Source organism: Pseudomonas oryziphila (genome assembly GCF_003940825.1).
Lineage (GTDB): Bacteria > Pseudomonadota > Gammaproteobacteria > Pseudomonadales > Pseudomonadaceae > Aquipseudomonas > Aquipseudomonas sichuanensis.
This window is the reverse complement of sequence record NZ_CP034338.1, coordinates 3,349,794-3,369,665: the sequence shown is the minus strand read 5'-3', so window position 1 is coordinate 3,369,665 and position 19,872 is coordinate 3,349,794. Positions and strand designations below refer to the sequence as shown.

Annotated in this window: 21 protein-coding genes and 1 riboswitch; of the genes, 4 read left to right on the top strand and 17 right to left on the bottom strand. The window is 65.7% G+C overall.

Annotated elements, in window-relative coordinates:
* Window positions 1-7: 7 nt before the first annotated feature.
* Complete coding sequence (locus tag EJA05_RS15660) at window positions 8-859, top strand: helix-turn-helix transcriptional regulator (RefSeq protein WP_110992827.1); 852 nt, start codon at window positions 8-10, stop codon at window positions 857-859.
* A 355-nt stretch (window positions 860-1,214) separates the two neighbouring features.
* Here EJA05_RS15660 and EJA05_RS15655 read toward each other — a convergent pair whose 3' ends face one another.
* The 6 genes from EJA05_RS15655 to EJA05_RS15630 all read right to left on the bottom strand — a co-directional run bounded on the left by EJA05_RS15655 (window position 1,215) and on the right by EJA05_RS15630 (window position 7,316).
* Window positions 1,215-2,552, bottom strand: coding sequence for an OprD family porin (locus tag EJA05_RS15655; protein WP_125858939.1), 1,338 nt, complete (start codon window positions 2,550-2,552; stop codon window positions 1,215-1,217).
* Entirely contained in the window at window positions 2,549-2,983 is a 435-nt protein-coding gene (locus EJA05_RS15650; RefSeq protein WP_125858938.1) for a pseudoazurin, read from the bottom strand. Before EJA05_RS15650 ends, EJA05_RS15655 begins: the two co-directional genes overlap by 4 nt.
* A 17-nt stretch (window positions 2,984-3,000) precedes the next feature.
* The gene (locus EJA05_RS15645) at window positions 3,001-3,789 is read right to left on the bottom strand and encodes an ABC transporter ATP-binding protein (RefSeq protein ID WP_125858937.1); all 789 of its coding nucleotides are present in this window, start codon (window positions 3,787-3,789) and stop codon (window positions 3,001-3,003) included.
* A complete protein-coding gene (locus tag EJA05_RS15640; protein WP_125464380.1) occupies window positions 3,786-4,802 on the bottom strand; it encodes a FecCD family ABC transporter permease in 1,017 nt (338 codons plus the stop codon). Before EJA05_RS15640 ends, EJA05_RS15645 begins: the two co-directional genes overlap by 4 nt.
* On the bottom strand, window positions 4,799-5,812 hold the full coding sequence (locus tag EJA05_RS15635) for an ABC transporter substrate-binding protein (protein WP_125858936.1): 1,014 nt from the start codon (window positions 5,810-5,812) through the stop codon (window positions 4,799-4,801). The genes EJA05_RS15640 and EJA05_RS15635 overlap by 4 nt, the downstream gene beginning before the upstream one ends.
* Window positions 5,813-5,925: 113 nt before the next feature.
* Window positions 5,926-6,123, bottom strand: a riboswitch (cobalamin riboswitch).
* A gap of 26 nt (window positions 6,124-6,149) precedes the next feature.
* Window positions 6,150-7,316 (bottom strand): DUF1624 domain-containing protein, encoded by a 1,167-nt coding sequence (locus tag EJA05_RS15630; RefSeq protein WP_125858935.1) that lies wholly within the window; start codon window positions 7,314-7,316, stop codon window positions 6,150-6,152.
* Window positions 7,317-7,538: 222 nt separating this feature from the next.
* Here EJA05_RS15630 and EJA05_RS15625 point away from each other — a divergent pair, with 222 nt between their 5' ends.
* Window positions 7,539-7,988, top strand: a complete 450-nt coding sequence (locus EJA05_RS15625; protein WP_125464377.1) for a hypothetical protein — start codon at window positions 7,539-7,541, stop codon at window positions 7,986-7,988.
* 376 nt (window positions 7,989-8,364) lie between these two features.
* Here the strand turns inward: EJA05_RS15625 and EJA05_RS15620 are convergent, their stop codons facing one another.
* From EJA05_RS15620 to EJA05_RS15595, 6 genes are all read right to left on the bottom strand, one after another.
* Entirely contained in the window at window positions 8,365-9,141 is a 777-nt protein-coding gene (locus EJA05_RS15620; RefSeq protein WP_125858934.1) for a ParA family protein, read from the bottom strand.
* Between the two features lie 126 nt (window positions 9,142-9,267).
* The gene (locus EJA05_RS15615; protein WP_125858933.1) at window positions 9,268-9,747 is read right to left on the bottom strand and encodes a DUF2059 domain-containing protein; all 480 of its coding nucleotides are present in this window, start codon (window positions 9,745-9,747) and stop codon (window positions 9,268-9,270) included.
* 84 nt (window positions 9,748-9,831) lie between these two features.
* Window positions 9,832-10,416, bottom strand: coding sequence for a LysE family translocator (locus tag EJA05_RS15610; RefSeq protein ID WP_125858932.1), 585 nt, complete (start codon window positions 10,414-10,416; stop codon window positions 9,832-9,834).
* 49 nt (window positions 10,417-10,465) lie between these two features.
* Window positions 10,466-11,296 carry an AraC family transcriptional regulator gene (locus tag EJA05_RS15605; protein WP_125858931.1) on the bottom strand — a complete coding sequence of 277 codons (831 nt, stop codon included), beginning with the start codon at window positions 11,294-11,296 and terminating at the stop codon, window positions 10,466-10,468.
* Window positions 11,297-11,371: 75 nt separating this feature from the next.
* A complete protein-coding gene (locus tag EJA05_RS15600) occupies window positions 11,372-11,986 on the bottom strand; it encodes a LysE family translocator (protein WP_125858930.1) in 615 nt (204 codons plus the stop codon).
* 34 nt (window positions 11,987-12,020) lie between these two features.
* A complete protein-coding gene (locus tag EJA05_RS15595) occupies window positions 12,021-12,941 on the bottom strand; it encodes a LysR family transcriptional regulator (RefSeq protein WP_125858929.1) in 921 nt (306 codons plus the stop codon).
* Between the two features lie 103 nt (window positions 12,942-13,044).
* Here EJA05_RS15595 and nfsB point away from each other — a divergent pair, with 103 nt between their 5' ends.
* Together nfsB and EJA05_RS15585 are read left to right on the top strand one after the other, a co-directional pair.
* Window positions 13,045-13,698 carry an oxygen-insensitive NAD(P)H nitroreductase gene (gene nfsB / locus EJA05_RS15590; protein ID WP_125858928.1) on the top strand — a complete coding sequence of 218 codons (654 nt, stop codon included), beginning with the start codon at window positions 13,045-13,047 and terminating at the stop codon, window positions 13,696-13,698.
* Window positions 13,699-14,137: 439 nt separating this feature from the next.
* Window positions 14,138-14,533, top strand: coding sequence for a DUF1801 domain-containing protein (locus EJA05_RS15585; protein ID WP_125858927.1), 396 nt, complete (start codon window positions 14,138-14,140; stop codon window positions 14,531-14,533).
* Window positions 14,534-14,866: 333 nt separating this feature from the next.
* On the opposite strand, the gene EJA05_RS15580 is transcribed toward EJA05_RS15585, so the two are convergent.
* From EJA05_RS15580 to EJA05_RS15555, 5 genes are all read right to left on the bottom strand, one after another.
* On the bottom strand, window positions 14,867-15,376 hold the full coding sequence (locus EJA05_RS15580; protein WP_190305988.1) for a hypothetical protein: 510 nt from the start codon (window positions 15,374-15,376) through the stop codon (window positions 14,867-14,869).
* A 477-nt stretch (window positions 15,377-15,853) separates the two neighbouring features.
* Window positions 15,854-17,008, bottom strand: coding sequence for a cysteine desulfurase family protein (locus EJA05_RS15570; protein ID WP_125858925.1), 1,155 nt, complete (start codon window positions 17,006-17,008; stop codon window positions 15,854-15,856).
* A gap of 173 nt (window positions 17,009-17,181) precedes the next feature.
* Complete coding sequence (locus EJA05_RS15565; RefSeq protein WP_125858924.1) at window positions 17,182-17,661, bottom strand: DUF2269 family protein; 480 nt, start codon at window positions 17,659-17,661, stop codon at window positions 17,182-17,184.
* Between the two features lies 1 nt (window position 17,662).
* Window positions 17,663-18,790, bottom strand: a complete 1,128-nt coding sequence (locus EJA05_RS15560; RefSeq protein ID WP_125858923.1) for a saccharopine dehydrogenase family protein — start codon at window positions 18,788-18,790, stop codon at window positions 17,663-17,665.
* 105 nt (window positions 18,791-18,895) lie between these two features.
* Entirely contained in the window at window positions 18,896-19,822 is a 927-nt protein-coding gene (locus EJA05_RS15555; protein WP_125464364.1) for a LysR family transcriptional regulator, read from the bottom strand.
* Window positions 19,823-19,872: the final 50 nt, after the last annotated feature.

Sequence of the window (19,872 nt, the reverse complement as noted above, 5' to 3'; positions counted from 1 at the left end):
CAAGCAGATGAGCAGAGACCGCCTTCAATCCGCAGAGTGGTTCGAGCAGATCGCCCACGTGGTCGATTGCATCGGCACGTCGGCGTTCGTCGAGTCGCTGTTCGCCGCGCTGAACTACCTGGCGCCTTCCCACGCCATCACCGTGTTCCTGTTCCCCCATCAAGGGCTGCCTTCGGCCTTGTTCGAGCGGGACGAGGAGGGGCCGTGGATGCCCGAGGGCAGCATCGGCAAGTACCTGGAAGGCTTCTACCTGCTGTGCCCGTTCTACCGGGCCTGCATCGAGGGCATTGCCCCAGGCTGCTACCGACTGAGCGATGTGGCACCGGACCACTTCAAGCGCAGCGAATACTACGTGTCGTTCTACCAGCATGCGCGGCTCGAGGATGAGCTGAACTACATCGTGCCCCTGGGGCCCAAGCTGACCATCGCCGTGGCCTTGGCCAGCACCCGCCGCCTGGGCCGGCAGCAGGTCGACGAACTCAAGCGCATCGCCCCCTGGGTGCTGGCCGTGGTGCGCCGGCATTGGGGGGACCTGGATGCGGATGCGCTGGGAGGGCGCTTCGAAAGTGCGCTGGGGCGCCAGATCAACGCCGCGCTGACCCAGTTCGGCTCGTCGCTGTTGACCGAGCGCGAGTGCCTGGTGGCCCAGTACATGCTGCGCGGGCATTCCATCCGCTCGCTGGCCGAACGGCTGGGGATCAGCGAGGACACGGTCAAGACCCACCGCAAGCATGTGTACAGCAAGCTGGACATCGCCAAGCAGTCGGAGCTGTTCTCGCTGTTCATCGCCTCGGTGGCCCAGGCCCAGGAAGGGTTGAGCAAGGATCCGTTGGAGAGCTATCTGCGGCGCAGGCGGTGAGGTTCGCTGAGGTTCGCCGGTGTTTTTGCAGCGCCTATGAGATCGAGCGCCGCCCGCGCGGCGCTTCGCGGGTAAACCCGCTCCCACAGTTTGTTTCGGGCCAATTATTCCTGTGAAAGTACCGGCGCCTGCCTTGGTGCATGCCATGAGTCCTGTGGGGCGGCGGCAACGCCCACACTGAAACCGCGTCGTACCAACAAGGCGGACCAGGTAATGGCACAGGAAAGACTGGCCCGAAACAAACTGTGGGAGCGGGTTTACCCGCGAAGCGCCGCGCGGGCGGCGCTCGATCTTGAGGGCGCTGCACATCTGTCGCCCTGCACTTGGTGGCCCACATACGGTCGTCAAAGGGCCCTCAGAACCCCCCGCTGATCGGCCACTCCACCGCCACCCTGACCTGATCCCCATCCAACTCCGCCTGCGCCGTATCCCCCCGGTGCACGTTATGCCTTACCGAAACCGCCACCCCCTTGGCCGCCCCACTCTGCACCACATAGCGCGCCTCCAGGTCCCGCTCCCAGTGCTTGCCATCCTTGCCATACCCCAGATACGCATACCCCCCACGCGGATCGACATGGGTGCCATCGATATCGAACCCACGCACATACAAGGCCGTCAGGCTCAACCCCGGCACGCCATAGGCCCCCATGTTCAGGTCATACCTGGCCTGCCACGACTTCTCGTTCGGCGCATTGAAGTCCGACAACTGCACGGCGTTACCCAGGTAGATCGCCCCGCGGCTGACGTAGTCGAACGGCGTGTTGCCGTCCACCTGCTGCCAGCCCAGGCTGAACGCGTGCGGGCCCTGGGCGTAGCGCGAGACCAGGCTCCAGGTGGTGTTGTCGATGCGCCCGGACAGGGCCTTGCCAGTGTCGGTGGTGCGGTACAGGTTGAGGTCAAGGCTCAGGCTGCGCTGGTCGTCGAAGGCGTGGCTGAGGGTGCTGCCGAGGTAGTGCTGGTTCCAGGTGTCCTGGTAGCGGGAACTGTACAGGCTGGCGCTGACGTTGGCGGTCGGGTTCCACACGGCGCCTGCCAGGTCGAAGCTGTTGCCCTGGCGGCCGTTGGAGTAGTTCACCACGAAGCCTTGATCGTGGCTGGAGGCATTGCGGTCGGTACCTTCGTTGAAGTGCCCGGCCACCAGCTTGAGCCGGTCGATCTCGTTGCTGGTGAGGAACCAGCCGGTGAAGGTCTCGGGCAACAGGCGGCTGTCTGATGAGCTGAACACCGGGGTCTTGACCCGTTGCTCGCCGTAGGCCAGCACGGTGTTGGAGGCGCGCAGCTTGACCGCCGCGCCACCCCGGCTGTATTCGCTCTTGGGGTGGCCGTCGTTGTCGATGGCCAGCAGGCGCGCCTTGCCGGCGCGGCCGCCGCCGCTGTCGAGCTGCACGCCAAGGTAGGCATGGGCATCGACGCCCACGCCGATGAGGCCTTGAGTGAAGCCGGAACTGAATGTACCCATCAGGCCGTAGGCCCATTCCTCGGCCTTGCCGCTGCGTTCGGCGCGGGGTTTGTAGGCGTTGCGCGCGGCACTGTTGCGCCCGCCGTTGCGGTAGTCGCGCTGGTCGTAGACGGTGCGGTTGAGCAGGCTCCAGCTGCTGTCTTCGACGATGCCATTGGCCTTGGACTGGGCAGATTCGCCCAGGGCCAGCGGGCTGAGGCCAAGCAGCGGCAGGGCGATGAACAGCGGTTTCATTGCGCGGCCTCCAGCTTTTGCAGCTGCGCGGCGAGGCGGCTGGCCGCGCGGGCGGGCAGGGCGCCTGGCAACTGCGCCGGCGTGGGTTCGCCCACCTGCACCAGCATCACCATGCCCATCGCCAGATGCGGGATGCACTGGATGCCATACAGCCCGGGCTGGCTGAAGGTGTATTCGTACGGCTGGTTGAGCTTGCTTTTGAACGCTTCGGCGCCTGCCGGCAGCAGGCCAGGAATGCTCGCCGCGTTGTGCCCGGCCTGGGTCGGCAGAAAGCGCACGGTGTCGCCCGGGGCAATGCGCAGGTGGTCCGGCTCGTAGACCATCGCCCCCTCGGCGCCGCGGTTGAGCATCTTCACTTCGAACACCTCGGCCTGGGTGGCGGTGGTGGTCAGCAAGGCGGCAAGCAGCAGGGCGGCGGAGCGGGGCGGCATGGGCGGAACTTCCTGGTTCAGGGGGCGCGAAAACGCAGGATGCGCGCGCCGTCGAAGGGATCGGTTAGGTAGTGGGCGTGTACGCCGAAAGTGCTCAGCAGGCGCTCTGGGGTGAGTACGGCTTCGGGCTTGCCGAGGGCCACCAGGCGGCCCTGGTCGAGCACGGCCAGGCGGTCGCAGGTGAGCGCCTGGTTGAGGTCGTGCAGGGCCACCAGGGTGGTCACCGGCAGCGCCTGGACCTGTTGCAGCAGGCTCAGCTGGTGCTGGATATCCAGGTGGTTGGTCGGCTCGTCGAGCAGCAGCAGTTGCGGGCGCTGGGCCAGGGCGCGGGCGATGTGCACGCGCTGGCGTTCGCCACCGGACAGCTCGCGCCAGATGCGCTGGCTGAGGTGGCTGGCGTCGACATCGGCCAGGGCTTGCTCGACGATGGCGCGGTCGGCCTTGCCGAAGGGCGCCAATGCCGAGAGCCAGGGTGTGCGGCCCAGTGCCACGGCTTCGAAGACACTGATGGCGTCCTGGGTGTCGGCCTGTTGCTCGACCAGTGCCAGCTGCTGGGCGATGCGCCGGCGTGGCAGTGTCGCCAAGGGTTCCCCGAGCAAGTGCACCTTGCCCGTGGTGGGCGTGCGCAGGCCGGCGAGCAGCTTGAGCAAGGTGGATTTGCCCGAGCCGTTGGGGCCGACGATACCGAGGGTTTCACCGGGGCGCACGGCCAGGTCGATACCTTGCAGCACCTCGCGGTCACCCAGGCGCAGGCTCAAACCTTGGCAGGCGAGCGGGGCGACTTCCAGCGAGTTCATCACGGTCATGGGCGCCCCCGGCGGCTGACCAGGATCAGCGCGAACACCGGTGCACCGATCAGCGCGGTGACCACGCCCACGGGGATCACCTGGCCGGCGATCAGGGTGCGCGAAAGGATGTCGGCGACGATCAGGAACAGCGCGCCCCCGAGGGCGCTGGCCGGCAGCAGGCGGCTGTGGCCGGGGCCGAGCAGCAGGCGCAGGGCGTGGGGGATGACCAGGCCGACGAAACCGATGGCGCCGACGATCGACACCATCACCGCGGTCACCAGCGCCGTGCAACTGATCAGCAGCAACTGGGTGCGGCGTACCGGCACGCCCAGCGAGGCGGCGGAATCGGCGCCGAAGGTGAAGGCGTCCAGTGCACGGCGGTGCCACAGGCACACCGCCAGGCCAAGCACGGCCACCGGCAGTGCCAGCCACACCGACGGCCAGCGCACGCCGCTGAGGTTGCCCAGCAGCCAGAACAGGATGCCGCGCGCCTGCTCGGCGGTGGCCGACTTGGTGATCAGGAAGGCGGTCAGGGCGTTGAACAGTTGCGACCCGGCAATGCCTGCCAGGATCACCTGGGCGTTGTTGTGGCTGCTGGCACTGGCGCGCGACAGCAAGAGCACCAGGCCGAACGCCGCCAGCGCGCCGATGAAGGCGCCGCCGGACAGCGACAGCGCTGCGCCGCCCAGGCCAAGCAGGCCGACCGCCACGGCGCCGGTCGAGGCGCCTGCGGACAGGCCCAGCAAGTAGGGCTCGGCCAGCGGGTTGCGCAGCAACGCCTGCAGCACCACGCCGCAAGTGGCCAGGCCCGCGCCGCAGGCGGCGGCGACCAGAGTGCGCGGCAGCCGGTAGTTCCAGACGATGCCGGCGTCGATCGGGTCGAGGGCGTGGCCGGCCTGCCACAGCTGGTTGGCCAGCACCTGCCAGACCAGGTCGATGCTCAGGCGGGTTTCGCCGATGGCGATGCCGGCGAGCATGGCCAGCAGCAGGGCGGCCAGCGCGGCAATGGCGAGGGGCAGCAGGCGGCTCATGGTTGTGGCGCTTGGCCGTTGGCGAAGGCTGCGGACAACCGCTCAAGGCCACGGAACAGGCGAATGCCGGCCTGCATGGCGTCGGCATCGAGGACTATGATGCGGCCGTTTTTCACGGCGTCCATGTTCTTGGTTACCGGGTCGCTGCGCAGGAATTCGAGCTTCTTCTGGAAGTCGTCGGCGGGGAAGCGGCGGCGGTCCATGCGGGCGATGATCAGCCAGGTGGGGTTGGCTTTGGCCAGGGTTTCCCAACCCACGGTGGGCCATTCTTCGCTGGACTCGACCACGTTGCGCACGCCCAGGGTCTGCAGCATGAAGTCGGCCACGCCCTGGCGGCCGGCGACGTAGGGGTCGATCTCAAGGTCGGCGCTGGAGAACCAGAACAGTGCGCTGGTGCCGGCAAGGTCCTTGCCGGCCAGTTGCTGTCTGGCATGCTCCAGCTGGCCCTTGAGTTGCGCGTTCAGCGCCGTGCCACGGTCCTGCACGTCGAAGATCTCGGCCAGCTGGCTGACGCTCTTGTAGATGGTCTCGACCTTGAACGGCTGCAGGCGGGTGCCGTCGGCGCCGACCAGGTTGTCCTTGCCTTCGCAGTCGGACGGCAGCAGGTAGGTGGGGATCTTCAGCTCGGCGAACTGCTCGCGGGTGCCGACCACGCCCTGGGCGCCGACCATCCATTCGAACTGTACGGCCACCAGTTGCGGGCGTTTGCCCACCACCGCTTCGAAGCTGGGGTCGTTGTCGGCCAGGCGCTCGACCTTGTCATTCTGCGTCTTGAACTCGGGCAGCACGTTGTTGAACCACAGCGAGGTGCCGGCCAGTTTGTCGCCCAGGCCCAGCGCATAGAGCATCTCGGTGCCGGCCTGGCCGATGGTCACGGCGCGCGCGGGCGCCTGGGCGAAGGTTTGCGGCACGCCGCAGTTTTCGACGGTGAGCGGGTAGTGCGTGGCGGCGGCCTGGGCCAGGCCGGTCAGCGACATGGCGGCGAGCAGGGTGGCGATACGGGGCAGCATGGTCGGGCGATCTCCTGTCGAAGGGTGCACGGAATGAGCACGGACAGGCATCGCCAGGCTTCGGGCAGGGCGCCCGAGGCAACTAACGGATGGCCATCCCGGACACCCCGCCGGTTGGTGAACATGTGCCGGCAGGTCTCCTGACTGGTGCGTCCTGGCCCTGCGCCAGCCTTCCCGGACACAAGGTCCAGTGGCATCGATGGCGCGGGCTCGGCACCTACAGTTGCGGGGGCAGTTCCCTTTGGCGCGCGTGTGGCGGCCTGGGGATTCCCTATTAATTCCGAGTGGAAACCGGCGGGCGGCATGGTAGACCATCACCCGCCGGGTGAAAACGCCTTTACAGGTATTTGAGCCAGGCGATGTCGCGCCGGCGTGCCTTAAGGCGGGCGAACCCACGCACCGGCAGGTACAGCGCCGCAGCCAGCAGCACGGCACTCAGCCACACCGCGGCAATGCCGTCGAAGCCGAAATAGTCGCCGTGGTTGAGGCCCAGCAGCGCCACGCAGGCCAGGTAAAGCAGCTTGAGCACGTACAGGTGCAGCAGGTAGAAGAACATCGGTGCGGCGCCGAACACCGCCAGCATGCTGATCCAGCGGGCGGACCCTGCGCGCTCGAAGCCGCGCAGCAGCAACAGGCCGGTGCCCAGGGTAAGGGCGAGGAACAGCAGTGACGGCGGGTATTTGGTGATGTTGAAGAAGCTCATCAGGGTTTGCGTGACACTTGGGTAGCTGTTCCACGGCGCTTCGCCGTAGCCGTTGAGCAGGCGCAGCACGGCGAAACCGAGCAGTGCGGCGGTGCCGGCCAACAGCAAACGGTTCTGGCGCTCGGCGGCATTGCTGGTGCGGGCGAACCACGGGCCCAGGCCATAACCCAGGGCGATCACGCCAATCCACGGCAGCACCGGGTAGGAGGTGCGCAGGCGCAGGCTGTCGGTCGCTTGCAGCCAGCCACGGTCATGCAGGATCGCCCAGGGCACGTGCAGCGCCGACTCCGGGCCGAAATGCAGGCCATCGAGCAGGTTGTGCCCGGCCACGATCAGCGCACCCAGCGCCAGCAGTGCCGGGCGCGGCAGCCACACCAGCAGCGACAGGGCGATCATGCTGATACCGATGGCCCAGATCACCTGCAGGTAGATCACGCTCGGCGGCAGTTGGAAGGTCCAGGCGAAGTTGACCAGGGTGAACTCCAGCGCCACCAGGAACAGCCCGCGCTTGAACAGGAACGCCGAGACGTCGCTGCGGCCTTGGTACTTCTCGCCGTACAGCCAGGCCGACAGCCCGGTCAGCAGCACGAACACCGGCGCGCACAGGTGGGCCAGGGTGCGGCTGGCGAACAGGCTGGGGTCGGTGGCGTCGATGCTCATCGGGTCGCTGACCTGGCGGTGCAGGAAAAAGGTTTCGCGCACGTGGTCGAGCAGCATGAACAGGATCACCAGGCCGCGCAGGGCATCGATGCTCTGCAGGCGCTGGGTGATCAGGGTGGGGGAGGCGGTGGCGCTGGTCATCGGCAAGGGGTCGCAGGCAGGAATGAATGTCAAATGAAACGTTATCTTATAACTATTTGGCTTGAGCTGAACAGAGGCTTGGGTGGGTAAATCTGCATGCCCGCCTGGAGCGAGTGCCATCTAGTGGCGATTGGCCTGCTCGAGACACTTGTGCTTTAGCGAGCATTGGTGGATACATGCAGGCCGCGTGATGCTGAATGTAATTTGCCGACAAGGACTGCCATGAAACCCACCCATCTGCTACTGGCCTCATTGCTGACGTTGCCGTGCGCCTCGGCCCTGGCCGACAGCTGCCGCAAGAACATCCAGGGCGGCGAGGATTGCCGCTACAGCGACGGCACTACCTCAACCAGCCGCGCCAATATCATGGGCGGCTTCGATACCACCTACAGCGACGGGCGCCGCTCCAGCAGCCGCTCGAATATTCAGGGTGGGTTGGATACGCGCTACAGCGACGGCAGTTCTTCCAGTAGTCGCTCGAACATCCAGGGTGGGCAGGACACGCGCTACAGCGATGGCCGCTCTTCCAGCAGCCGGGCGAATATTCAGGGTGGGCAGGATACGCGCTACAGCGATGGCAGCTCTTCCAGTAGTCGGTCGAATATTCAGGGCGGGCAGGACACGCGTTACAGCGGTGGTAGCGGTGAGCGTGATCAGGGGCGGCGGTGGTAGGGGCTGCTGTGTGTTCGGCTGGGTATCTTCAGCGCCTATGAGATCGAGCGCCGCCCGCGCGGCGCTTCGCGGGTAAACCCGCTCCCACAGTTTGTTTCGGGCCAGTCTTTCCTGTGCCATTACCTGGTCCGCCTTGTTGGTACGACGCGGTTTCAGTGTGGGCGTTGCCGCCGCCCCACATGACTCAAGGCATGCACCAAGGCAGGCACCGGTACTTTCACAGGAATAATTGGCCCGAAATAAACTGTGGGAGCGGGTTTACCCGCGAAGCGCCGCGCGGGCGGCGCTCGATCTTGAGAGCGCTGCAAAATTACCACCCTACGCCTGCCCGCCCACACGCGCGACTAAGTCGGCCACTTGAACCCCCACACCCCCCTCACGCCGCCCGCTCCAGCACATCCAGCAACTCGACAAACTCCTGCGCCAGCCTGTGGCGCGGCGCCAGGTGCACCAGGGGCACGGCCGCTTCATGGGACTCGCGCATCTTGATCGAGTTGCTCAGGTACACCGGCAGCACCGGCAGCCCTTCGCCGCGCAACTGGTCGACCAGGGTCTGGTGCAGGGCGGTGCGCCCGGCGAACTGGTTGACCACCACACCTTCAACCTGCAACGCGGCATTGTGGTCCTGGCGCAGTTCGTCGACCTCGGCCATAACGTTAAGCAGCGCCTGGCGCGAGAAGCTGTCGCAGTCGTAGGGGATCAGCAGGCGCTCGGCGGCCACCAGGGCGCTGAAGGTGTAGAAGTTCAGCGCCGGTGGCGTGTCGATGTAGATCCGCTCGTAGTCCGCCGACAGCTCCACCAGCAGCTTGCGCAGCTTGTTGATCTTGAACTTGCTCTCCAGCTTGCCTTGCAGGTCGGCTAGGTCGGGGCTGGCGGTGATCAGGTGCAGGTTGGCGTAGCGGGTTTCGGTGATGGCCACGCGGTGCTTCTTGCCGGTGGCCGGCGCGGGGGCAAGGGTCTGGCGGAAGAAATCGGCGATGCCCGCCGGGATGTCGTGGTTGACCAGGCCGGTCAGGTAAAAGGTGGCGTTGGCCTGAGGGTCGAGGTCCACCAGCAGGGTGCGATAGCCCTCGGCGGCACTGGCAGCGGCCAGGTTACAGGCAATGCTGGACTTGCCTACACCGCCTTTCTGGTTGAACACGACACGACGCATGGCTGAATCATCCTTGAGGGGAAATGGCAGATCGGGGTCAATCCTATGACCGAAAGGTGACAGTTTTAAGACAAGGCTTGTTACATGTCCCGCCTGCGTCGTGCATCAGGGCGTAAAGCGCCACTGTCATGGAGCGGCTTGCTGCAACGCCTGGAGTTCGTCCTCGACCTCTTGCATGCGCGCTTCGACCAAGGCCTGCACTTTCGGGTCCCTGGCGCTCTCGCGCATCAGCGCGGTCAGTTTTTCGCTCAGCCGCTTGCCTTCATCGGTTTCGCCCAGCGCCTTGGCCTTGGCCGGGTCGCGGGTGGCGGCGACGATGGTGTCGAATTCGCCATCGTCGAAGTTCTTTTCGCTGTAGAGCCGATACAGGTCCTGGCGCTGGTCCTCGACGGTCAGGTGCTTGCGCAGTACCGTCTTGATCTGTTCTTCGGGCAGCTTGGGGTGGGTTACGGCCAACAGCTGCGCCATGCGCCCGATGTTGTGCTCGTAGGCTTCCTGCAGGGGCAGGCTGGAGCGGATCTTTTCGTCGCGGCTGGGTGCCTGGTCGCAGGCAGCGAGGGCGGTGAGCAGCAGCAGGGGCAACAGCAGTCTTGGCAAGCGGGGCATGGGGCAGGGGCCTTGGGTACGGTCAGGCTGGCGAGTGTACTGCAAGCAGGCCCGCCGCCAGCAGGGGCCTGCATGAAATAGGTGTCAGACCAGCAGCGCCGACCAGGTCGACACCAGCAACAACCCCGCCAGGCTCTGGTTGAACCGGCGCAATGCCCGGGGCGAATTCAGCCAGCGCGCGCTGCCAGCACCCAGCAGCGCCCAGGCGGTCATGCTCGGCAGGGCGATCAGCAGAAACACCAGGGTCAACCACCACAGCGGCAGGGCCGGGGTGGCGAACAGGCTGATCATCGCCAGCGCCATCAGCCAGACCTTGGGGTTGACCAGCTGCAGGGTGGCCGCCTGCAATGGGCCGAAGCCTGCGTTGCCACCGGCCTGCAGCGGCGCACCGGCGCTACGCAGCATGCGCCAGGCCAGCCAGCTCAGCCACAGCGCACCCGCCCAGCCAAGTAGCTGTTGCGCCAGCGGGTGACCAAGCAGCAGTTCGCCCAGGCCCAGGCCAACCAGCAACACCACCGCGGTCGCCGCGCCACAGGCCGCCACGGTGGGCGCCAGGCTGGCGCGCACGCCGCGCTGGGCGCCCTGGGCGAGGATCAGCAGGTTGGTCGGCCCCGGGCTGATGCTGGAGGCCAGGGCGAAGAGGGCGAAGGGCAAGAGGCTGTTGGACATGGTCGAGGCTCCGATTGATCGTGGCCTCATGTTCGCAACCGCCCTGGCTTCAGTCTGGAAGGTTTGAGCAGCGTTTGCGGTAGTCCGCCGGCGTGAGCCGGTAGGCGCGGCGGAACCAGCGGCCCAGGTGGCTCTGGTCGGCGAAACCGAGTGCCGTGGCGACCTCGGCTGGGCTCTGGCCACGGGCCAGCAGCTGCCGCGCACGGGCCAGGCGCAGTTGGATCAGGTAGGCATGCGGGGCCAGGCCGTAGGCGGCCTTGAAGGCGCGGGTCAGGCGGAATCGATCGACGCCGCAGACCCGCGCCAGGTCGTCCAGGCCGATGTCCTGGTCGAGGTGCGCATGCAGGTAGTCGCGGGCCACTTGCGCGGTCAGCGGCAGGCGCGGGTCAGGGTCGAGGCGCCGGCGCCACTGCAGATGGCCGGTGAGGCAGGCCAGCAGGTCGTCGATGGCGGTCTGGCGGACGATGCGCAGGTCCTGCTGGTGCAAGGCGTTGAATGCGCGGCTGGTGGCGCCGGCCAGCCGCGTATCGCAGTGCAGGGTGGCGGCGAAACTGGGGAGGGCGTCGCTGGGTGCCTGCTCGAACAGCGTGCGCAGTTGGTTTTCCAGCCAGCGGCTGTCGAGGTACAGGGTGGAGTAGGTGAAGCCTTCGGCGGTGGGCGCCAGGCCGTCATGCAGGTCGCCGGGCTCGAGCAGGAACACCTGGCCGGGTGTGCTTTGGTGGCGCACCCGGCGGCAGTTGAACTGCTGTACGCCCTGTTCGGTGACGCCGACCAGGAAGCTGTCGTGCCAGTGCGGGTCGTAGGCATGGCCGGTGAAATGGGCGCGGACCGACTCGATGCCGGTGTCGGCGTCCTGTTTGAGGTCGATCCAGTGGCTCATGGCGAGGGCCGGTTACGGTGGGTGCTCGACCATAACGCAGAACCGGCCCCGGGGTTTAGAACGATTGTGCAGCGCTTAACGCTGGGCGAATGCCAGGTGGATGCCAAGGCCTGCGAACGAGGCGGCAAAGCCCCGGCGCAGCCAGGCCTGCACTTTGGGCGAGTCGATCACCGCGCGGCGGAACAGGTGGGCGAGCAGGCCATAGAGCACGAACACGACGAAGGTCATCAGCATGAACACCGCGCTCAGGCCGAGCATCTGCACCACGGCGGAGCCGGCGTGGGGGTCGATGAACTGCGGCAGGAAGGCGAGGAAGAACAGGGTCAGCTTGGGGTTGAGGATGTTCAGCAGGCAGGCCTTGAGCACCAGTTGAGTGGCAGCGGCCGGCGGGGCCTTTTCATCCACGGCGAAGGCCGCGCGATCACGCCAGGTGGCGTAGGCCAGGTACAGCAGATATGCCACCCCGGCGAACTTCAGTCCCTGGAAGGCCAGGGCGCTGGCGTGCAGCAGCGCCGACAGGCCGAGCACCGAGGCCAGCAGGTGGGGCACGATCCCCAGGGTGCAGCCCAGGGCAGTCCACAAACAGGCGCGACGCCCGGCCACCAGGGCGCTGGAAACGGTGAGAATCACCCCGCTGCCGGGGATCAGCACGATGATCAGGGCGGTGAGCAGAAATTCCAGGCTCGGCATGGGTGACAGCTCCTTGCAGTCGGGGGAAGCGCCACTATACGCCGGGGCCGACCGGCTGCAATACACCCTCCGGGCGCAGCGTGGCGAAGCGGTCGCGCAGCCAGCCGTGCAGCTGAGCCACTGCGGGGGTGAGCTGCTTGCGGTGCGGGCATACCAGGGTGACCGGGGTCGGCTCGCCGGGGTGTTCGGGCAGCAGGATCTCCAGGGCGCCGGCGGCGATGTCGGCGCTGACGTCCAGCCACGACTTGTAGACGATGCCTTCGCCTTCCAGGGCCCAGCGCCGCACCACGTCGGCGTCGTCGCTGAACAGCGGCCCGCGGACCTGCACGGTGCGGTTGCCCAGGCGCCATTTGTCGTACACCCGGCTCTGTTGCGAGTACAAAAGGCAGTCGTGCTGTTGCAGTGCTTCGGGCGTTTGCGGCCGGCCGTGGCGGGCCAGGTAGGCGGGGGCGGCCACCACCACCCGGCGGTTCCACGGCGCCAGGGGTAGGGCGATGTAGTTGGCGTCTTCGTTGAGGCCGTAACGGATGGCGACGTCCACCGGATCGCGGTAGAAGTCGGCCATCTGGTCGGAGAGCAAAAAGCGCAGGCTCAAGCCCGGGTGCTCGCGGCGAAACGCACTCAGCCAGGGCCGCAGCAGGTTGCGCCCCAGGTCCGAGGGGGCGGCCACTTGCAGCACGCCACGCAGGCTGCTGTGGTTGCCGTGGAGGTCTTCGCGGCCCTGGCGCAGGGTGTCGAGCACGCGTTGGGCGGTGGGCAGGTACAGCTCGCCCTCGGCGGTGAGGCGCAGGCTGCGGGTGGTGCGGGCGAACAGGCGCACATCGAGCTCGCGCTCCAGGCGCTTGATCGCCGCCGCCACCTGGCCGGGCAGCAGGTCGGCCTCGTGGGCGGCGGCGGTGAAGCTGCCCAGGGCGCTGGCACGGGCGAACAGTTCCAGGTCGGTGATGCGCAGCATTTTCACTCCAGGGATGAAAGTGTTGCTGCATTGTGCTGGTTTTTCTTTGCAGCCGGGAAGATAAGATGCGCCTCAATCCCGATCATCCAAGGAGTCACCGTAGATGGACACCGTTGCCCTGGCCAAGCGCCGCTACACCACCAAAGCCTACGACGCCAGCCGTCGCATCCCCCAGGCCACCATCGATGCGCTGCTCGAGCAATTGCGCCACAGCCCGTCCTCGGTCAACTCGCAGCCTTGGCACTTCATCGTTGCCGACACCGACGAAGGCAAGGCGCGCCTGGCCAAGAGCACCGAGGTGGGCTTTGCCTACAACACGCCGAAGATCCTCAATGCCTCCCATGTGATCCTGTTCGCTACGCGCACCGACATGACCGAGGCGCACCTGCAGGCGGTGCTTGAGCAGGAAGGCAAGGACGGTCGTTTCCGCAGCGACGAGGCCAAGGCCGGGCAGGACCAGAGCCGCCGCTTCTATGTCAACCTGCACCGCCACGACAACAAGGACCTGCAGCACTGGATGGAGAAGCAGACCTACCTGGCACTGGGCACCGCGCTGCTGGGCGCCGCCGCCTACGGGCTGGATGCCACGCCGATCGAAGGGTTCGATCCGAAGGTGATGGATGCCGAGCTGGGCCTGCGCGAACGTGGCTTTACCAGCGTGGTGGTGTTGAGCCTGGGGTACCACAGCGAAGAAGACTTTAATGCCGGGTTGGGCAAGTCGCGGTTGCCGGCGGCCGAGGTGTTCACTTTCCTCTGAAGTAGAGGCGCCGCCGTGCGGCGCTTTCGCCGGCAAGCCGGCTCCCACGGGTTCAGCATCAGCCTTCAGGGCCGCGCGGTCGTTGTGGGAGCCGGCTTGCCGGCGAATGGGCCGCATCGCGGCCCCAGTGACGCCTTCTCGCTCGTCCTGTTCATTCCCCCTCCATATCATCGATCAGCGCCTTGGCCAGGGCGCTGAAGGCGTCCGGGTCGCAGACGCCTGGGCCTAATGCGATGACCCGGTGAAGCCATCCCTGAGGTTTTTCCCCGACAATGCAGCAACTTCCAGCAGGCGCGTGGGATCGTTCCTAGGCTGGCCGGGCTGAAGCAATTAGTTTCAAACTCGGACATGTCTTACGGATGCGGGGCGTTCACAGGCAAGACGGTTCTGAAAAAGTGCGGCTGCGGGCCGAAAGAATTGCAGGGTATGGTAAATACTCATGCCCTCACTGTTGGAGGATCTTTCCTTGTCCAACCCCACCGCCTCGCAGCTGATCGATGCCCGTATTGCCGCCTTGACCGACTGGCGAGGCCACCGCCTTGCGCAAGTGCGCGCCTTGATCCGTCGGGCCGACCCGATCGTGCGCGAGGAAGTGAAATGGCGCGGCACGCCCGTCTGGTTCCATGCCGGTGTCATCTGCACTGGCGAATGCTACAAGGACAAGCTGAAGCTGACATTCCTCAAAGGCGCGGAACTTGCGGACCCGACCGGATTGTTCAATGCCAGTTTCGAAGGCGGCACGCGACGCGCCATCGATCTGTTCGAAGGCGACCGCCTCAATGAGCGGGCGTTCATGGCGCTGATTCGGGCAGCGGTGTTATTCAATCTGGGCTGAATATTCACGCCGTCTCGGGTGTACAGCGGATCAATGAACAGTGTTCTGGCAATACGTCTGGGCAGGAGGTGGCTAAATCTGCTTCCTGACCAGCGCTATTTAAATTGAAGTTCTCACCATGCAGTATCGGTAGCCATAGAGCAGCCTAGGCTTTGTACGAAAAGTGCCTGCGCGACGATCATGCTGCGTTGAAAACAGGCTAGTGCGCCAGCCCGGTCGAAAATGCTCATTTACAACACGTAAATTCGAACGCGACCCCGGCCGTTCCTCGCCTGTTTTCGCCTTGCCTGTTCTCCGCTCGGCGACTTTTCGTACAAGCCCTAGTCCAGGCACTTAAAACATGAAATGACCTTCAGAAAGCTTGAATGTCAACATCTCGCCAGGGGAGGGGTTCTTCCCCCATTCCGCCATCAGGTCCTTGTTCTGGATCTTACTGAACTCGAGTTTGAAGGCGACCTCAATCATATAGATCTCAAGGTTTCCGGCGTTGTGACGAAACCCGACTTTCCCTGTTACTTCTTTGGATGGTAAGCCTTCATAAATGATACCCATGGCCACATCGCCAGCTGGCAAACTGGTCACAGGGTAGACGTTGTCTTTGCTATCTTTGCGAATGGATACGACGACGCGATCAAGGGGGGCGTCAAGAATGGCGCCCGCCAGGACATAGTCCTTTAAGCTCTCACTGTCTTTCAGGTAGACGCTTACTGGTTTGAGGGTCACCATTCGCCCTGATGGCCAGATCATCTTGCCTTTGAATATTGCGCTTGCGCTGCTTTTTTGCGCTACCCCACCATACTCCGGGTTTTCCCGGATCAGGGTCTCCAAATCTGTCTTTGACATGTTGCACGCTCCGCTTGCAAGGGGATGTCGATACAGCTGCCGACAGGTTATGAGGCCCTCGAAACCCACGTCTACTGGCATTTTTATCAGGTCTTGGACAGCGCCTGTCTCGATAATCGCCGCATTGCACCAGGCAGACGATCAACGCCGTGTTCAGGTACATCGCCGCGAACTGGCTGAAAATCGGCCACCCGGGCTCGAGGAACTGCGGCAGGAAGGCGCAGAAGAACACCAGGGTCTTGGGGGGGCTGGCCAGCACCAGCAACGCGCCGCCCCCCATGGCTACGCAGCTGAACGGAAGCAGCTGCGTGGTGAGGTTGCCGAGTAGGCAGGCCTGCGAGAAGGTCAGCCAGAGGGGCAGCGCCATGGGGCACGTCCTGTGCGGGGCAAAGGTGTCGCGATGCCAGTTGGGCGCAGACCGCCGGCGGTGGCTGCGTGTGCCTGTTCGCCGGCTTGCCGGCGAACCGCGCTCACTGATTACCAGAGCGCCGCAGCGGCCGCCCCAATCACCCGCCCGAACACCGCGATCGCCTGGTCCACCTCGGCCTCGCTGGTGTAGCGGCCGATACTCAGGCGCACACTGTTGCGCGCCCGGCGCTCATCCAGCCCGAGGGCCAGCAGCACATGGGAGGCCGCATTACTCGCCGAGTTGCACGCCGAGGTAGTGGACAGCGCAAGTTCGTTGGCCAGCAGGCGGCTGTTGAAGCCGCTGGCGTCGATACACAGGTTGAGGGTATGGGGAATGCGTTGTACGGCGCAGCCATTGAGCGACACGCCCGGCAGCGCCAGCAGACCGTCGCGCAGGCGCCGGGCCAGTTGCTCAAGGCGCTGGTGCTCGCTGTCCCCTGGCTGCCCGGCCAGGGCGAAGGCGCTGCCCATGCCGACGATCTGGTGGGTGGCCAGGGTGCCGGAGCGCAGCCCGCGCTCATGGCCACCGCCATGCATCTGCGCGCGCAGGCCATTGCGGGCGCGGGGGCCGACATAAAGCGCGCCGATGCCCTTGGGGCCATACACCTTGTGCGCCGAGAACGACATCAGGTCTACCGCTTGGTTGGCCAGGTCGATCAGCACCTTGCCCACCGCCTGGGCCGCGTCCACATGCAGCAGGGCGCCGTGTTCGCGTACCCGCGCGCCGATGGCGGCGAAGTCGGTGAGGGTGCCCAGTTCGTTGTTCACCGCCATCAGCGACACCAGCCGGGTGTCCGCCCGCAGCGCTGCCTGCACGGCGTCGGGCTGGATCAGGCCCTGGGCGTCAGGTGCCAGGCGGGTTACCGCCCAGCCCTGGCGCTCCAGCTCGGCCGCGGTGTCGAGCACGGCTTTGTGCTCCAACTGGCTGGTGATCAGGTGCCCGGGCTGTGGGTAGCTTTGGGCGACGCCCTTGAGGGCAAGGTTGTTGGATTCGGTGGCGCCCGAGGTCCACACCAGGTCGTCGGGCTGTGCGCCGACCCGTTCGGCCACCTGGCGGCGGGCCTGCTCGACCACTTCGCGGGCGGCCTGGCCGAAGCTGTGGCCGCTGGAGGCGGGGTTGCCGAAGTTGGCGGCACGGCCCAGGCAACCAAGCATGGCCTCGATGACTCGGTCATCGACAGGGGTGGTGGCGGCGTAATCGAAATAGAGGGGGGCGTTGTGCATAGCGAGGGCTTGTCCGTGCGGGACGCCGCCAGTCGGCATCCATGTACGGCATGTTACGAGGCCTGATGGGCAAAGGTTTTTCCTAATGCTCGTCCGCTAGGTTGTTTCAGAATAATTCCTTCTACGCTTCGCAGTGTTGCGAGAAAAAAATTCTCCTCTTGTTGCTTATAGGGTCACAGCCATTGCCACGGTGCCTGTTTTTTCACCATTACCAGCACCATCAGGAACATCCCGGCGAATCCGATCACACCCATCCACATCCAGTAACGGTAGAGCCGGTGATAGCGCGGGCAAAGCGGGGAGTGCGCCTCGGCGGCCTGGGCGGCGAGGGCCTGCAGGCGGGTTTGCAACAACAGCACCGGCAGCCATAGCGCACCCACACCGAAGAAGATCGCCAGCGCGGCGCGCAGCCAGTCCATCGACCAGTCCATGCCAGCCATGCGCACCATGGCGTAGCCGGTCAGCAGTTGCAGGACGCCGGCCGGGGTGGTGATCCAGGCGTCAAAGCGCACCACCATCCTGGCCACGGCGGCGATCACCCGCGCATCGCCTGTGCGGTGGGCGGCGATCAGGTACAGGTAGGAGCCCATGCCGAAGCCGAACAGGAACACGGCGGCGATCACATGCAGGTATTTCAGCAGCAAGTAATCCATCTCAGTCGCGCCCCTGCTGGAAACTGACGCTGTAGCGGATCTTGTCCGGCGCGTCGATGGCTGCCAGGTACTGCGCAACGCTGATCTCGCCCACGCAGGGGCGGGCACCTGCTGCTGGTTGATAGCCTTCGGTCAGCCTGGCCATCAGCGCGACTGCGGCACAGCTGGGGATCTCGGGGCCTTTGTCATTGGTTGCGCTGACCTGGGCACGCAGGCGCAGGGGCTGGCCATTTTCGTCCAGGCCGCGCACGTCCAGGTACATCGCGCTCTTGCCATCGCCCCAGCGTTCGAAACGCAGGCCCAGCCGATGCAGGCGCCGCGCCCAGGGCAATGGGTCGCGTACCAGCCCGCACTTCACCAGCAGCGCCAGTGTCGCGTTGGCCAGGCCGCCGGCCATCAGCCCGGCACCGGCCTTGAACGCCAAGGTGCGCGCGCCGTAACGGCTGGCGAAGATGTCCATGTCCGGCACGTCGACATTGCTCAGCAAGCGCCAGCCCAGGCCTGGCAGGTGGCGCAGCTGCAGGCCGAGCCAGCCGTCGACCTCGCAGGGCTGGCCATCGCGCCACTGGCGGATCGGCCGCCCGGCATAGGCGAGCACGCCTTCGATGGTGGACAAGCCGGGCATCTTGGCAGAGGAGGAAATGCCGTGCTCGATCGACTCGATGTGGCTGAAGCGCTGGCGTTGTTCGTCGAGGATCGCCGACGACAGGCTGGGCACCGAGCTGCAGCCACTGAGCAGCGCCACACCCGCCTGGCGGGCGCGGGCGTCGAGCTGGGCGATGCCGTTGACGAACAGCCGGCAGTCGGCCAGGTCGCAATAGCTGGCGCCGGCCTCGATGCAGGCCTCGGCGACGCGGTAAGGCTGGCCCTGGAATGGCCCGCCGGTGTGGATCACCCAGTCGATGCCCAGTTCGCGTAGGGCCTCGGCGAAACCGGGGGCCATGGCATCACCGCACCAGCTGCCGTGCAGCGATGCGCCAGTACTGCTCAGCTGTGCGTCGAGCTGGGCGAGCTGCCGAGCGTTGCGCCCGGCGATGACCAGTTGCACGTCCGGCATCTGGTTCAAGTGGCGGCTGATGATGCGCCCGAAGTTGCCGTAGGCGCCGATCACCAGGGTCCTGATAGCCATGCTGCGTTCCTTGTGCCGTGAATCTGGAATGCCCGGGGCAGGGCGGCGCAAGGTTTACCGAAAGGTCGGGGCATTGCAAGCGCGGCGGGGCCGTTGCCGCAGTGCTCAGGCGTTTTCCAGCGCCTTCTGCTCCTGGCTGGCGACCCGCTCGCACAGTTCGATGATCTGCTCGCGCATCCAGCGGTTGGCCGGGTCCTGGTCGGTGCTTTCGTGCCAGTACAGGTGGGTTTCCAGGGCCGGCACTTCCACCGGCAGCGGCTGGTGGCGCAACTGGTGACGGCGGGCGAAGCGCTCGGGCACGGTCATGACCATGTCGGTCTGCTGCAGCACCTGCGAAGCCATCAGGTAGTGTTGCGAACGCAGTGCCACGCGGCGCTGCACGCCCATCTTGCCCAGGGCCAGGTCAACGTAGCCCAGGCCGTTGCGGCGGCTGGAAATATGGATGTGGGTCATGCCCAGGTAACTGTCGAGGGTCAGCGCGCTGTCGGCCAGCGGGTGGCCGGGGCGCATGGCGCAGACGTAGCGGTCCTGCATCAGCTTGACGTGGCGCACCTGCGGGTCGGTGTTCAGCGGTGCGTCGACGGCGAAGTCAAGGCGCCCGGCGGCCAGCTCCTTGGTGGTTTCGCGGCGCTTGCACGGGAAACTCTCGATCACCAGCGCCGGGGCCAGGCGGCGCAGGCGCTGGAACAGCGGTGGCAAGATCACCGCCTCGGTGAGGTCGGTCATGCTGATGCGGAAGGTCTTGCTGGCCTGCAGCGGGTTGAAGATGCGGCTCTCTTGCACCGAGGTGCGCAGCAGCGACAGGGCGTTGCGCACCGGGCCGATGATGTTCTGCGCCATGGGCGTGGGCACCATGCCCTGGGCGGTGCGCACGAACAGCGGGTCGTTGAAGGTCTCGCGCAGGCGCGACAGGGCGTTGGACACCGCCGGCTGGGTGATGCCGACAATCTGCCCGGCGCGGGTCAGGTTGGCTTCGGTGTAGATGGCGTCGAAGACGATGAACAGGTTGAGGTCGACCTTGCTGAGGTTCATGGCGCCGCTCTTCATTGGAATTATCAGCCGATCATATATCGGTTATGAAT